Source organism: Nocardiopsis sp. KDC1DS13DA1, assembly GCF_055632325.1.
Window position 1 is genome coordinate 29696 of record NZ_JBVMUY010000017.1, and the last position, 13924, is coordinate 43619.

A 13924-nucleotide genomic window follows, 5' to 3' on the forward strand; every position below is an offset into this window, starting at 1 on the left:
GTGGTCGCCTGGTGTGATCGCTCGACGGTGCTCCGTGGGACGTCCGCGCTTCGCGGTCGCCCCTGTCGAGGTTCCGTGACGGTCCGTGGCCGGTCGGGTGCCGCTCAGGCGGCCAGGGACATGACCCGGGCCCCGCGCGCGGGAGCGGGGACGGGGGCCGCGCCCGCCCGCCGGAAGTCGCCCAGGCCGGTACCGGTCCGGAACGGGGCGGCCGGGACGGTGCTCCGGTACAGCTCGGCGAGGACGTCGGGAAGGCTCAGCCCCAGGGAGCGGTACACCGCCGCGAGCACCTCGGAGGAGGCCTCCTTGCGGCCGCGCTCGATCTCCGACAGGTAGGGGAGCGAGACCTGGGCGTCCTCGGCGACCTCCCGGAGCGTCCGCCCCTGCTCGGTCCGGGTGCGCCGCAGCAGGTCGCCGATGAGGTCGCGCATGAGCGGTTCGCCGCGCTCCACGGGCTCCTCGCGCGCCTGCGGGCGCGGTCCGCGGCGGGCCTCGTCCAGGGAGCGAAGGACGGTGTCGGTCATCGGTTCCTCCCGGGCGTGCGGCGCTGCTCCGAGTCCGAGCGTACGCCGTGCGCGCGGTGCGGGGGAGGGGGCGGGCGCGCTTCTGCCGACGGCAGAAGGGGCGCGGTGCGCGGGGCCGTTCCGGCCACGCGCGTCCCACGTCCCGTCCAAGGTCCGGCCAAGGGTTGCCCCCGGCTGGCGTGTACGCGGTGTCCATCACCTGATCAGCGGGAACGAGGGTAGGGGCGTCGACCAGGGAGGGACCCGTGGAGATCACCGGAATCATCAGCGCCATTTTCGTCGGTCTGATCATCGGTGCGTTGGGCCGACTCGTCGTCCCGGGCAAACAGCACCTGCCGATCTGGCTGACCCTGCTCCTGGGCATCGTGGCCGCCTTCGTCGGCGGGTTCCTCGCCAACCTCATCTCGTCCATGTGGTGGTGGGTGCTGATCGTCCAGGTGCTGGTCGCGGCCGCCATCGTGTACATAGCCGACGGTATGTACGCCAGGAAGCCCGGGGGAGCCGCCTGAGCGGGCGGCCCCGCCCGACGCTTCCCGAGGCCACCGGTGCGCGACCGGTGGCCTCCCCGTGCGCGGGAACCTTGCGCCGTCCGCACCGGTCCCACGGTGTGGGACCGGGACATCCGGCCCCGGATCCGAGCGGAGGAACTCCCCTATGCCCCTCGACCCGCGCACCTCCGGTACCGCGGTCAGCCCAGCCTGTTCCGGGAGGGCGCCGACCGCCGTCGCGACCCTCGCGGCGGTGGCCGCGGCGACGCTGACCGCCTGTCTCCCGGGGGGCGGTGCCCCCGGTTCCGGCGCCCCGGACGGCGGCGTCCCCTCCGCGTCGGCCAGCCCCACCGAGGGGACGGACACGCCCCGGGCCGAACTGGCGGGCGTGTCCCTCCCCCTGCCGGACGGCTGGGACGCGGAGTCCGTGACCGAGCCGGTCGGCCCCCTCAGCGACCCCGGGGCGGAACTGGAGGAGACCGAGTGGCTGGCGCTGTACCCGCGGGGCCAGGCGGCCTGCGCGGGGGGCGACTGGTCCTGGGGTGACCTCGGCACCGGCTGCCGACACCTCAAGGTCCTCGGGCCGCAGGTGCTCGACCACGGCGGACCGGGCTACGCGCCGATGGACTTCGCCCCGCCGGGGACGTGGGCCGCCTACGCCCCCTCCTCCAACCCCGGGGCGTGCCCGGAGGGCGTCCCCGTCCGCGCGCTGGACGGCAGGGGGGACGACGAGGACGACTGGGAGACCGCCACGGTCACCGCCGAGGGCGGCCGGGCGGTCCGGGCCACGGGCTCCGTCCTGTGCTTCGACACCGCCGCCTCCGGTTTCGCCCGTTTCGACCAGCGCGTGTGGCTGCTGGAGGGTCCGGACGTGATCGTGGTGGACGGCTACGGGCTGGACGAGACCGAGGGACTGGTGTCCTCGGCCCGCTGGTGACCGTGCTCAGACCGGATGGACCCGGTGCGCCCCGGCGGCCGGGGCGGACTCGAAGAGGACCGGGGCGGTGAACCCGCGCTGCCGGTAGGCCCCGCGCACCGCCGCGGCGCACGCCTCCCGCCCGTCCGCCTCCACCAGGGCGATCACGCACCCCCCGAAGCCGCCGCCGGTGATCCTGGCCCCCAGCGCTCCGGCGGCCAGCGCGGCGTCGACGGCCGTGTCCGCCTCGGGAACGCTCACCCCGTAGTCGTCGCGCAGGGACGCGTGGGAGGCGGTGAACAGCGGGCCCACACCGCGCAGGTCCCCGGCGCGCAGCAGTTCCACGGCGGCCAGCACCCGGGCGTTCTCGGTGACCACGTGCCGCACACGGCGACGGTCCGACCCGTCGGACAGGGCGGCCAGCGCCGCATCGAGCCCCTCCTCGGGGACGTCGCGCAGCGCGTCCACCCCCAGGGCGCGCGCGGCCCTCTCGCAGGAGCGGCGGCGGTCGGCGTAGGCGCCCTCCACCAAGCGGTGCGGCGCGCGCGTGTCGACGACCAGCAGGGCGAGCCCGTGCCCGGCCGGGGCGAACGGCACCGGTTCGGCCGCCAGGGACCGCGTGTCCAGGAACAGGGCGTGCCCCTCCACGGACAGCACGGACGCGGACTGGTCCATGATCCCGCACGGCATCCCCACGAACGCGTTCTCCGCGCGCTGGGCCAGCCGCGCCACCTCGGCCCGGCCCACACCGATCCCGTGCGGTCCGGCGGCGGCGAGGACCGTCGCGCAGCTCAGCGCAGCCGACGACGACAACCCCGCCCCGGCCGGGATCGTGCTGTCCACCAGCAGGTCCAGGCCCCCGACCGGCAGGCCCGCCTCGGCCATGGCCCACAGGGCGCCCGCCGGGTAGGCCGCCCACCCCGGTACCGACCCGGGCGCCAGGTCCGCGAGGCGGCCCTCGAACCCCTCGGCGGCCTGGAGCGAGCGGAACCGGATCCGCCCGTCCGTCCGGCGGGCGGCCGCCGCGGTCAGCACGCGGGGGAGGGCGATCGGCAGGACGTGGCCGTCGTTGTAGTCGGTGTGCTCGCCGATCAGGTTGATCCGCCCGGGGGCGGCCCACGCCTCCTCCGGCGCGTACCCGAAGGCGGTGCGGAAGGCCGCCGTCGCACGGCTCACGCCGCCGCCTCCCGGAGGCGCCGGGCGGTGGTCTCGGGGGCGACGTCGTTGACGAACACGCCCATCCCGGACTCGGCCCCGGCCAGGTACTTGAGCCTGCCCGGTGCGCGTCGCACGGAGAACAGCTCCAGCCGCAGCCGGGCGAGGTCGCGCCGGTCGCGCACCGGGGCCTGGTGCCAGGCGGCCACGTAGGGCAGGGGGCCGTCGAAGAGGGCGTCCATCCGCCGCAGCACGTCCAGGTAGAGATCGGCGAAGTCGGCCCGCTCCTCCTCCGTCAGCGCGGGCAGGTCGGGGACCCGGCGGTTCGGGTACACGTGGACCTCCACGGGCCACCGCGCCGCCGCCGGGACGAACGCCGTCCAGTGCTCCGACTCGGCGACCACCCGCACCCCCGCCTCCCGCTCGGCGCGCAGGACGTTCGCGAACAGGTCCTCCCCGGTCCGCTCGCGGTAGCGCTCGGCGGAGTCGAGTACGCGCAGGGTGCGGGGGGTGAGGAAGGGGAAGGCGTAGATCTGTCCGTGCGGGTGGTGCAGCGTCACACCGATCTCCGACCCCCGGTTCTCGAAGCAGAACACCTGCTCGACCTCCGGCAGAGCGGAGAGCACGACCGTCCGGTCCACCCACGCGGCCATGATGGTGCGCACCCGTCCGGGGGAGAGGTCGGCGAAGGACGCGTGGTGGTCGGGGCCGAAGACGAGCACCTCGCAGCGGCCGCCGCTGGCCCGCCGGGACGGCTCCAGTTCCCCGACCGGACCGAGTGCGCTCCCGTCCCCCGGCGCGAGCGACGGGAAGCGGTTCTCGAAGGCCACCACGTCGTAGTCGGGCGCGGGGATCTCGGTGCGACGGTCGTCCGCCGAGGGGCACAGCGGGCAGTCGTCACCGGGCGGCAGGTGGGTGCGGTCCTGGCGGTGGGAGGCGACGACCACCCACTCGCGCAGCAGGGGGTCGAAGCGCATCTCCGAACCCGTCGACACCGGGGGCAGGTCGCGGGTGTCGGGGAGGACGGTACGGGGCGCGTCCCCGTCGTCGAAGTAGATGATCTCGCGGCCGTCGGCCAGACGGGACGTGGTCCGCCTCATGCCCCCGCCACCCCCGCGCCCGGAACGTCGGCGACCACGAGGCGGCCCACCCGCTCGCTGAGCACCTCCCGCGCCCGGGTGCCCAGGCCCGCGTCGGTGACCAGGACGTCGCACCGGTCCAGCGGGGCGATCGTGCTGATCCCGACCGTGTCCCACTTGGTGTGGTCGGCGGCCACCACGAGGGTGGCGGCGGCGTCCACGAGCGCCCGGTCGGTCTCGGACTCCATGAGGTTGGGGGTGGTGAACCCGGCCCGCTCCTGCATGCCGTGCACGCCGAGGACGAGCACGTCCAGGTTGATCCCGCGCACCGACGCGAGCGCGAGCGGACCCACGAGCGCGTCGGAGGGGGTGCGGAAACCGCCGGTGAGCGCGACGGTCCGGTCCGACCTCGGGGAGCGGTGGAGGACGTCGGCGACGCGCAGGGAGTTGGTGACGACGGTCAGACCGGGGGTGCGGACCAGGCACGCGGCGACGGCGGCGGTGGTGGTGCCCGCCGACAGGCCGACGGCGCTGTGCGGTTCGACCAGGTCGGCGGCGGCGCGGGCGATCGCGTGCTTCTCCGCCTCCTGGCGGGTCGACTTGGCCTCGAACCCGGGCTCGTCGGTTCGGGCGGGACCGGTGGAGACGGCCCCGCCGTGCACCTTGCGGACCTCACCCCGGCTCTCCAGGGCGTCCAGGTCCCGCCGGATGGTCATGTCCGACACGGAGAAGCCCTCGACCAGTTCGTTGACGCGGACCGAGCCGGTCCTGCGCACCCGTTCGAGGATCAACTCCTGCCGTCGTGCGGCCAGCATGCGCCCCCCTGTCCGACGCCCCGCCTCCGCACGGCGCGGGGCGTGGTGTTCGATTCTGTTTGATGCAGTCTCTCAACGGGGGCTGTGGTGTCAATACCCGGTGGAGTCTGGGGTTTGGGGCGGGGGAGTGTCGGCTCTCGGCGGTCGGGTGTTGTCGGAAAGTGTTCGTACGTGTTCTCTTTCGTTGCTTCAGCTTCTCGTTCCGGTGAGCGCCTCCCCGCGGGGTGCGCCGTCCCGGCGGCCCGTTCTCCGGGCCGGGCCGCCCCGGGACGAGGAGATCTGGACGACGGCCACCGCCGCCACCGCGATCAGGGCCCCGGCCAGCTGGACCGGGGTCAGGGCCTGGCCGAGGACCGCCCAGCCCAGGATCGTGGCGGCCAGCGGGCTGCCGAAGGACAGGAAGGACACGGCCAGCGCGGGCAGGCGTTCGACACCGCGGAGCCACAGCGCGTAGGCGAGCAGTGCGCCGATCCCGCCGAGGTAGGCGAACCCGGCCAGGTTGGGGCCGGTGATCCGGTCGGGCAGTCCCTCGAAGGCGAGGGTGGCCGGGGCCAGCACCAGCCCGGCGGCGGTGAGCTGCCATCCGGTCATCGCCAGTACGCCCGCTCCCTCCGGTCGGCCCCACCGCTTGGTGAGCACGATGCCGGTCGCCATGCAGCCCGCCGCCGCGAGTCCGGCCAGGATCCCCACCGGGTCCAGCGCGGCCTCCGGGCCGACGACGAGCAGCCCCACGCCCGTGACGCCCAGCACGCAGGACAGCACGTGGACCGGCCGGATCCGGTCGCCGAGCAGGAGCGCGGCCAGGACCAGCACCAGCATCGGCTGGACCGACATGACCAGGGCCGCGACCCCGCCGGGCAGCAGGTAGGCGGCGACGAAGAGCAGGTAGAAGAAGACCCCCATGTTGAGGGTGCCCAGGGCCAGGACGCGCCACCACCACACGCCGCGCGGCAGGACGCGGCAGACGGCGAGGAGGACCAGGCCGGCGGGCAGGGAACGCATGGTGGCGGCCAGTAGCGGGCGGTCGGGCGGCAGGAGTTCGGTGGTGACGATGTAGGTGCTGCCCCACACCACCGGGGCGATCAGGGTGAGCAGGGAGTCGAGGGCGACGCGGCCGCGGGTCATCGGGAGGCTCCCGCGTCGCGGAGGTCGGTGGAGCGGGCGGCGGTCGTGCACCCTCCGCGGTCGGTGACGGTCGCGACCGCCCCGTGCCGGAGGTGCCGGCCGGAGGCGGTGGCGGGGGGCCGCATGTTCATTTTTACAACGAACCTTTCGATGATGAATCTTTCGATGTCGAAATATTAGGTCGTGAAGCTCCCCTGGGTCAAGGCGGCTATCATCGCCGGATGAACGACGCCGTCGACGTTTTCCTCAGCCAGTGGGCGCGCGAGCGCCCCGACCTGGACGCGTCCTCCATGGGCATCATCGGGCGGATGGGCCGGGCCACCCCGCTGCTCTGGCGCTCCGTCGAGAGGTTCCTCGCCGAGGAGGGCCTGGAGCGGTGGGAGTTCGACGTCCTGGCCACGCTCCGCCGTTCGGGTGCGCCCTACTCCCTCACGCCCAAGGAACTGGTGGCCATGACGATGGTGAGCGGCGCGGCGATGACCAACCGCGTGGACCGGCTGGTCGCCCGGGGGCTGGTGACGCGCGAGACCGACCCGACGAACCGGCGCAGGACGCTGGTGACGCTCGTCCCGGAGGGGCTGGAGCTCGTCGACCGGGTGGTGGGCGGACACGTGGCCAACCAGGAGCGGCTCCTGGAGGTGCTCGACGAGGGTGAGCGCGACCAGCTCGCCGGGCTGCTGCGCAAGCTCCTGGTGTCCCTGGGCGACACCCTCGACTAGGGACGGTACGCGGTGAGGGGCCGGGAACGCCCTCGCCTCCGCCCACCCCGCCCGGTAGGGTCGCGCGGGTGTTCTCCGCGGGGCGCCCACGGGATCCGCGCGCGGACGCTCCGACACTCCCCGGACCGAGAGCGGGTTTCCCCGATGGCATGCCGTATCAGCGAACTCGTGCTCGACTGCCGCGACCCCGAGGCGCTGGCACGGTTCTGGTGCGAGGTCCTGGACCTCGTCGTGCTCGCCCGGGGAGAGGAGGGCGTCGAGATCGGGCCGCGCGAAGGGTACGGCGGCCCGCAGCCGACGATCGCCCTCATCCGCTGCGACGCCCCGGAACGGCGCAAGCCCCGGCTGCACATCGACGTCAACGCCACCGACCGCGATCAGGACGCCGAACTCGAACGCCTCCTGGCCGCCGGGGCCGAACCCGTCGACATCGGCCAGACGGGGGAGGAGCCCTGGTACGTCCTCGCCGACCCCGAGGGCAACGAGTTCTGCCTGCTCAGGGACCGCCTCGACCCGGTCTGACAGTCCACGCCGGAAACGGGGCCGCGCCCGGGCGGGGAGGCCGTCGTCCCCACCCGCCCGGGCGGACCTGCGGTCGACCGACCTACGGGGCCAGCGGGACCACGGAGGCGAACGGGGCGTGCGTGGTCAGGCGCTGGGCGATCCCCTCGCGGACCATCCGCTTGGCGGTGGCCACCGCGGCCCCCACCTCGGCGCCCTTGGCCAGTTCCGCGGTGATGGCCGCGGCGAACGTACAGCCCGCGCCGCTCACCCGCTCGTCGCCGATCTTCGGCGCGCGCAGGACGGTGACCTCCTCGCCGTCGAAGTACACGTCCACCGCGTCCGGTCCGGGCAGCTCCACACCGCCCTTGGCGACGACGTGGCCGGGGCCGAGCGCGTGGATCCGCCGCGCCGCCTCGACCAGGTCGTCCACCGTGTCGATCCGGTCCATGCCCGCCAGGGTGCGCGCCTCGAAGTGGTTCGGCGTGATGACCGTGGCCAGGGGCAGCACCTTCCCGGTGAGTGCCTCGTCGGTGTCCAGGGCCGCGCCCGGCTCCTGGCCCTTGCAGATCAGGACCGGGTCGAGCACCACGTGGCGCCACCGGCGGGCGGCCAGGGCGCGGGAGACCACGTCGATGGTGTCGGGTGTCCCGAGCATCCCGACCTTCACCACGTCCAGGTCGTGGCAGGAGGTCGCCGCCTCGATCTGGTCGGCGATGACACCCGGTTCGACGGGGACGAAGCGGTGCCCCCACCCGTTCGCGGGGTCGAAGGAGACGATGCAGGTGATCGTCCCCACCCCGTACACGCCCAGCTCCTGGAAGGCCTTGAGGTCGGCCTGGATCCCGGCGCCGCCGGTGGCCTCCGACCCTGCGATCACGTACGCGCGGTTGGTCATCTGCGCGCACCCTCCTGTCTCGATGTCCCGTTGGCTGTGCCGGGGACGTGTGCCTCCCCGAACTGCGCACATTGCATCACAGGTGGACGGGTCGGGCGGACCTCCTCCGGGTCCGGGGCGCCGAGGGCGAGGGGCGGGCCGTCCCCGCGCGTGATCACAGGGCTGGGCACGGGGCTCCCCGGGGGCGCTGGGGTGGACCCCACCGCAGGGGAGCCCCGGTCGGCAGTCCCGCAGGGACCGCGCCTCAGACCACCAGGAGCGTCTTGCCGACGGAGGTGCGCTCCTCCAGGCCGGCGTGCGCCTCGGCCGCGCGCTCCAGGGGGAGCGCGACCCCGATCCTCGGCGTGACGCGGCCCTCCGCGGCCAGTTCCAGGAGGTCCCGGGTCAGGTCGCGCTTGTGCGAGGTGTCGTTGCCCTCCAGGTCGAGGAGTCCGGTGACCGTCACCTTCCGGCGCTCGGCCGCCTCCTCGTCGACCTCGGCGAACGAGCCGGACGCGGTCCCGTAGCTGATGAAGTGGCCCCCGTCGGCGACGGCACCGAAGGCCGCCACGCCCAGATCGCCGCCCGCGCCGTCCAGGACCACGCGCGCACCCTCCCCGCCGGTGATCGCGCGGACCTCCTCCACCCAGCCCGGCTTCGAGTAGTCGACGGCCGCGTCGGCGCCCAGGGAGCGCACCAGGTCGAGCTTGCCCTCACCCCGGGCCGCGCCGACGACGTGCGCCCCCGCGGCACGCGCCAGCTGGACGGCCAGGCTGCCCGCGCCGCCGGCGGCCGCCGCGACCAGGACCCAGGTGCCGGGCTCGAACCGGGCCGCCCCCTCCAGCAGCCTGGCCATGGCGCCGTCGTGCAGCAGGGCCACGGCGTGGGTCGGGTCGAGGCCGTCGGGCACCCGGATGAGCCGCTCCTCGGGGGTCGCCACCCGCTCGGCGTAGCCGTCGGTCGGGAGGACCTGCCCGGTTCCGGGGTTGCCCCGGCCGGTCTCGGCGACCACCCGGGTCCCGATCCACGCCGCGTCGACGCCCTCCCCGACGGAGGAGACCGTTCCGGCCACCCCGGAGCCGGGCGTGTAGGGGAGGGACACCGGGAAGAACTCCTGCCCCCATCCCCGGCGCAGGAGGGTGTCGAGAAACAGGATGTCGGCGGCGGTGACGTCGATCACCACCTCTCCGGGGCCGGCGACGGGGTCGGGCACCTCCTCGGTCACCAGTACCTCGGGGCCGCCGAACTCCTTGACTCGAACCGCACGCATCGTCATCGCTCCTCAGGTCGTCAGGCGCCGCTCCTCGCGGCGCGGGACCCACCCTCTTACCTCAAGTTAAGTTGAGGTCAAGTCCCGGGCGGATCCGGTTCTCCTCGGCGGCGCCCCGGGGCGCGCCGCACTGGCGTTCATAAAAATATGCCGCTAATATTTTTTTATGGCACGAACAGCGGACCACGAAGGACGGCGGATCCAGGTCGCCGAGGCACTCATGCGCGCGGTGGCCGACCGGGGGTTGGCCAGGACGACCCTCGCGGACGTCGCCGACGAGGCGGGTGTCTCCGTCGGGCTGGTGCAGCGCTACTTCCGCACCAAGTCCGACCTGCTGCTGTTCGGGGTGCGGCACATGTACCGGCGGGCCGAGGAGCGCTTCCACGCGATCGACAGGCGCGGCTCCTACCGTGAGCTGCTGTACCGCTTCGCCGAGACCCTCCTGCCGCTCGACGACGAACGCCGACTGGAGCTGACCGTCTGGCTGGAGTTCCTCCCCGCGACCCTCACCGACCCGGAGATGGCGCGCCTGCACCAGGACACGACCGCGGCCCTGGTGGCGGGGATCACCCACGGATTCGAGGACGCCGTGCGCCGCGGGGACCTCCCGGAGCGGACCGACGCCCGCGGCGAGGCCACCCGGCTCGTGGCCTTCGTCGACGGCCTGACCATGAACCACCTCGTCACCACGCGGGAGTTCCCGGCGGAGGAGATCCGCGACTCCCTGCGTACCTACCTCGACCGGCTCTGCGCTGCCCCTGGGAGCCCCGACGACCCGTCCGAGCACCGCGAAGGGGACCCCCATGACCAGTGACATCCGATCGAACCCACCGACCCGACCCGCCGACGAGCACGCCGGGCCCGGCGGCCGACTGCCGCTGCTCGACGTCCTGCGCGGACTCGCCATCCTGGGCACCCTCGCCACCAACGTGTGGATCTTCGCCTCCCCGGGCGGCGAGGGCGTCATGCTCTACGGGACCGACACGCTCAGCCCGATGGGCCCCTTCCTGGCCGACCCGTCGGCCGCCGGTCTGGCCCGGGGCGTCTTCCTGCTCGTCTCCAACGGCAAGTTCCTGTCCATGCTCACCCTGTTGTTCGGGGTCGGCCTGGCCATCCAGTACCGCTCGGCGGCACGGCGGGGCGGACGCTGGCCGGGGCCCTACATGTGGCGGGCGCTGTTCCTGTTCACCGAGGGCCTGGTGCACTTCACCCTCGTCTTCGCGGCCGACGTGCTCATGGGGTACGCCGCCGTGTCCGTGGTGGTCGCCTGGCTGCTCAGCCGCTCCGAGCGGGTGCGCGGCGCCGTGATGTGGACCGCGCTCTCCCTGCACCTGGCGTTCGTCGCCCTGGTGACCGCCGCCATGGTGGCCGACCCGTCACCGGAGGACGGCGGCGTCCCCGGAGACGTCGCGGCCCTGTACGCGGAGGGGGGCTACCTCGACCAGGTGGCCTTCCGGCTCGACCACTTCCTCCTGCTCCGTCTGGAACCGATCGTCGCGTTCGGCCTGCTGCTGTTCATGTTCCTGCTGGGGGTACGACTGTTCCGGGCCGGGGCCTTCGGCGCCGACGCCACCGGGCGCCGCATCCGGTCCCGCATGCTCGTGTGGGGGATCGGGGTGGGCGTGCCGCTGAACGTGGCCACGTCGCTGGCCGGGACGGACCTCTTCCTCGTCGACCGGTACGTGGCGGCCCCGATCGTCGCGCTCGGCTACGTCGGAGCCGTCGGCTGGCTCCTGGACCGGGTGAACCCGCGGGGCCGCGTCGTCGGGGCGTTCGCCTCGCTGGGGCGGACGGCGATGTCCGGCTACGTGACGCAGAACGTCGTCTGCGCGCTGCTGTGCTACGGGTTCGGCCTGGGGCTCGCCGTCCGCTTCGAGGCGTACGGCCCGTGGTGGGTGATGGGGCTCTGGGCGGTGGTCTGCGCCCTGCTCCTGACCGGGTCGACGCTGTGGCTGCGGCGGTTCCCGGCGGGACCCCTGGAGGCCCTGCAGAAGGCGGTGGTGTCCCGGGCGCCCGGTCAGCGGGGCCCGCGCGTCCCGAGCCGGGGCCAGGGGACGGACCGCTCGTAGTCGGCCGCCGCGGCCGTCAGGAACGCGTCGCGGTGGTGGGCGGCGACGAGTTGGACGCCCACGGGCAGACCGTCCGGGGACAGCCCGGCGGGCAGGCTGATCGCGGGGTGCCCGGTGATGTTGAGGAGCCAGGTGAAGCCGACGCTCATCACCTCGCCGGGGCCCTCGTGCGGGTGCGGGAGGTTCGGCGTGGTCGGGGTGGCCAGCAGGTCGACGGTGCCCAGGAGCGTGTCGAGCGCGGCGCGGTTGCGCGCGTCGTCGCCACGGTCCCCGGCCCGCCGCGCGCCCCGCCGGGCGAACCAGCTCTCGGCGGGGTCGGTGAGTACCGGGTCCCTCTCCTCCACCCCGACCCCGGAGCGGCCCGCCCACGTCTGAAGGGCCCGTTCCACCGTCCGCCGCACGTCCGGGTCCACCCGGTTGAACCCCAGGGTGGGGGACCACGCCACCCTGGTCGGCGGGAGGGGAGCCGCTCCGGGCGCTCCTTCGGGGACGGCTCCGGCCCGGGGCCCGGCGGCCCTCCCCGGAGCGGTCGCCAGGACCACGTCCCGGTAGAGCTCCACGTCCGCCACCGTGCGGGCGAGGGGGCCGCCGATCGCCAGACCGGCGCGGTCCCGCGCCGGGAGCAGCCCCGTGGTCGGCTTGTACCCGACGATCCCGCACCAGGCGGCGGGGATCCGCGTCGATCCCGCCCCGTCGCTGGCCGTCGCCAGCGGCACCGCCCCGACGGCGACCGCCGCGGCCGAACCGGCGGACGACCCGCCCGGCACGACGTCCGCCCGCCACGGGTTGAGCGTGGGTCCGCGTTCGGTCGCGCCCCAGGTCTTCCACGCGGTTCCCGGCCCCGGGACCGACGTGGCGCCGACGGGGACGGCACCGGCCGCGACCAGGCGCCGCGCCTGGACGGAGGTCAGCCCCTCGGACGCCTTCACCGCGATCGGCACCCCGGCCAGCGGAGGGCGCCGCCCCTCGGCCAGCGCGGCGTCCACGGCGGCGGCCCGCGTCCGCGCGGCGTCCGGCCAGACCTCGCGGAAGGCGTTGACGGCGGTGTCGGTCCGTTCCACGGCGGCCAGGGCGGACTCGACCGCGGCCACCGCGCTGGTCCGCCCGCCGAGTACCCGGGCCGCGGTCTCCGCGGCGCTGGGGGTAAGGAACGGGTCGGGGGTCTGGTGCACGTGCCCCAGACAAGCACATCCGGACACCGGACCCAGCGCGGTGACCGACCGCGGGCGGAGGGGGAGAACCCGCCCGGAGAGCCACGCGAGACCCCCGTCCGTACGCGACGGGGCCCGACACCGACCGGACGAGCCGGTGCCCGCGGCTCCCGGTGACGGGGGAGGGACCCGGCCGGGGCGGGAACACACGGCCGCGGCAGCACCGTCAGTCCGCCACCTCGGCGATCGCGGCCGCGAGTGCCTCCAGGTGCGCCGTGCGTCCGCCGCTCGGCCACACCAGCGCCAGCGCCGAGTTGGGCAACCCGGTGACCGGGACGAACGCGACGTCCCGCCGCCGGTGGTGCGCGGCGGTCGCCCCGCACAGCAGCATCGCCCCGCGTCCGGCCGCCACGCGCGTCAGCCCCTCCTGGAGGGTGCGGACGCCCTCCGTGTGCGCGACGGCCCGACCGCCGGGTGTGGCCTCGGGGGAGTGGACCCGTCTCCAGTACTCCGGGGCGGGGCCGGTGACCGGGATGAGGGGGATGAGCGCGAGGTCCTCCGCTCCCACGTGCGCGACCCGTGCGAAGGGGTGGCCGACGGGCACGGTCAGGTGCTGCCGCTGTTCGGAGAAGACCACGCCCACGGTCAGGTCCGGCTCCTCGACCGGCAGCAGCACCACGGCCGCGTCCACCTCGCCGCGCCGCAGCGCGCCGAAGGGGTCGGACAGCGGGAGTTCGGTCAGGTCCACGCGGTGGTCGCGGCGGCGTCCGTGGAAGGCCGTGACGGCACGGGTGACCCGCTCGTAGACCACCCCCTGGAAACCGACCCGGATCCGCGCGCGGGCGTCGCGCGCCCGGGTCCGCGCCTCCTCGACCGCCCCCTCCACCGCCGCGTAGGCGGGTCCGAGGGCGGCGGCGAAGTCGGCTCCGGCGCCGGTCAGCCGGACACGCCGGCTCGTGCGGTCGACCAGCCGGGCGCCGATCCGCGCCTCCAGGGAGCGCAGCAGTTGGCTGACCCGGCTCTGGGAGACACCGAGCCGCTCGCCCGTACGCCCGAAGTGCAACTCCTCGGCCAGGACGAGGAAGCACTCCAGTTCCCTGGCCTCCAACCCCGGCATCCCGTCCTCCCCCAGCTCGGCCGCCATCGATGAGCCCGGCTCATTGAAGCATGAGCGGATCGCCGTTGTTCCCGTCCGGTCACACGGGTTGGATCATCCGCATGTCCAACCTCTCTGC

At 74.5% G+C, this 13924-nt stretch carries 15 protein-coding genes; 6 read left to right on the forward strand and 9 right to left on the reverse strand.

Annotation, left to right across the window (positions count from 1 at the left end; genetic code table 11):
- Positions 1-104: 104 nt before the first annotated feature.
- Positions 105-524 carry a helix-turn-helix domain-containing protein gene (locus tag ACTVAJ_RS12040; RefSeq protein WP_470388210.1) on the reverse strand — a complete coding sequence of 140 codons (420 nt, stop codon included), beginning with the start codon at positions 522-524 and terminating at the stop codon, positions 105-107.
- A gap of 245 nt (positions 525-769) precedes the next feature.
- On the opposite strand from ACTVAJ_RS12040, the gene ACTVAJ_RS12045 reads away from it, so the two are divergent.
- Both ACTVAJ_RS12045 and ACTVAJ_RS12050 read left to right on the forward strand, forming a co-directional pair.
- A complete protein-coding gene (locus tag ACTVAJ_RS12045; protein WP_470388211.1) occupies positions 770-1033 on the forward strand; it encodes a GlsB/YeaQ/YmgE family stress response membrane protein in 264 nt (87 codons plus the stop codon).
- A 145-nt stretch (positions 1034-1178) separates the two neighbouring features.
- Entirely contained in the window at positions 1179-1949 is a 771-nt protein-coding gene (locus tag ACTVAJ_RS12050) for a hypothetical protein (protein WP_470388212.1), read from the forward strand.
- A gap of 6 nt (positions 1950-1955) precedes the next feature.
- Here ACTVAJ_RS12050 and galK read toward each other — a convergent pair whose 3' ends face one another.
- The 4 genes from galK to ACTVAJ_RS12070 all read right to left on the reverse strand — a co-directional run bounded on the left by galK (position 1956) and on the right by ACTVAJ_RS12070 (position 6102).
- Positions 1956-3104 (reverse strand): galactokinase, encoded by a 1149-nt coding sequence (galK, locus tag ACTVAJ_RS12055; protein ID WP_470388213.1) that lies wholly within the window; start codon positions 3102-3104, stop codon positions 1956-1958.
- Positions 3101-4183, reverse strand: a complete 1083-nt coding sequence (gene galT, locus ACTVAJ_RS12060) for a galactose-1-phosphate uridylyltransferase (protein ID WP_470388214.1) — start codon at positions 4181-4183, stop codon at positions 3101-3103. The genes galK and galT overlap by 4 nt, the downstream gene beginning before the upstream one ends.
- Positions 4180-4977 carry a DeoR/GlpR family DNA-binding transcription regulator gene (locus ACTVAJ_RS12065; RefSeq protein WP_470388215.1) on the reverse strand — a complete coding sequence of 266 codons (798 nt, stop codon included), beginning with the start codon at positions 4975-4977 and terminating at the stop codon, positions 4180-4182. The genes galT and ACTVAJ_RS12065 overlap by 4 nt, the downstream gene beginning before the upstream one ends.
- A gap of 189 nt (positions 4978-5166) precedes the next feature.
- Positions 5167-6102, reverse strand: a complete 936-nt coding sequence (locus ACTVAJ_RS12070) for an EamA family transporter (protein WP_470388216.1) — start codon at positions 6100-6102, stop codon at positions 5167-5169.
- Between the two features lie 221 nt (positions 6103-6323).
- On the opposite strand from ACTVAJ_RS12070, the gene ACTVAJ_RS12075 reads away from it, so the two are divergent.
- Both ACTVAJ_RS12075 and ACTVAJ_RS12080 read left to right on the forward strand, forming a co-directional pair.
- Complete coding sequence (locus ACTVAJ_RS12075; protein ID WP_470388217.1) at positions 6324-6821, forward strand: MarR family winged helix-turn-helix transcriptional regulator; 498 nt, start codon at positions 6324-6326, stop codon at positions 6819-6821.
- A 144-nt stretch (positions 6822-6965) separates the two neighbouring features.
- Positions 6966-7343, forward strand: coding sequence for a VOC family protein (locus ACTVAJ_RS12080; protein WP_470388218.1), 378 nt, complete (start codon positions 6966-6968; stop codon positions 7341-7343).
- A gap of 82 nt (positions 7344-7425) precedes the next feature.
- Here ACTVAJ_RS12080 and thiD read toward each other — a convergent pair whose 3' ends face one another.
- Together thiD and ACTVAJ_RS12090 are read right to left on the reverse strand one after the other, a co-directional pair.
- On the reverse strand, positions 7426-8220 hold the full coding sequence (gene thiD, locus ACTVAJ_RS12085) for a bifunctional hydroxymethylpyrimidine kinase/phosphomethylpyrimidine kinase (RefSeq protein WP_470388219.1): 795 nt from the start codon (positions 8218-8220) through the stop codon (positions 7426-7428).
- A gap of 244 nt (positions 8221-8464) precedes the next feature.
- Positions 8465-9469 (reverse strand): zinc-binding dehydrogenase, encoded by a 1005-nt coding sequence (locus ACTVAJ_RS12090; RefSeq protein ID WP_470388220.1) that lies wholly within the window; start codon positions 9467-9469, stop codon positions 8465-8467.
- 166 nt (positions 9470-9635) lie between these two features.
- Between ACTVAJ_RS12090 and ACTVAJ_RS12095 the strand changes: the two genes are divergently transcribed.
- Together ACTVAJ_RS12095 and ACTVAJ_RS12100 are read left to right on the forward strand one after the other, a co-directional pair.
- The gene (locus tag ACTVAJ_RS12095) at positions 9636-10283 is read left to right on the forward strand and encodes a TetR/AcrR family transcriptional regulator (RefSeq protein WP_470388221.1); all 648 of its coding nucleotides are present in this window, start codon (positions 9636-9638) and stop codon (positions 10281-10283) included.
- On the forward strand, positions 10273-11538 hold the full coding sequence (locus tag ACTVAJ_RS12100) for a DUF418 domain-containing protein (RefSeq protein ID WP_470388222.1): 1266 nt from the start codon (positions 10273-10275) through the stop codon (positions 11536-11538). Before ACTVAJ_RS12095 ends, ACTVAJ_RS12100 begins: the two co-directional genes overlap by 11 nt.
- Here the strand turns inward: ACTVAJ_RS12100 and ACTVAJ_RS12105 are convergent.
- Together ACTVAJ_RS12105 and ACTVAJ_RS12110 are read right to left on the reverse strand one after the other, a co-directional pair.
- On the reverse strand, positions 11487-12710 hold the full coding sequence (locus ACTVAJ_RS12105; protein WP_470388223.1) for an amidase: 1224 nt from the start codon (positions 12708-12710) through the stop codon (positions 11487-11489). The two genes, ACTVAJ_RS12100 and ACTVAJ_RS12105, sit on opposite strands and share 52 nt — an antisense overlap.
- Before the next feature lie 205 nt (positions 12711-12915).
- The gene (locus ACTVAJ_RS12110) at positions 12916-13833 is read right to left on the reverse strand and encodes a LysR family transcriptional regulator (RefSeq protein ID WP_470388224.1); all 918 of its coding nucleotides are present in this window, start codon (positions 13831-13833) and stop codon (positions 12916-12918) included.
- Positions 13834-13924 lie beyond the last annotated feature (91 nt).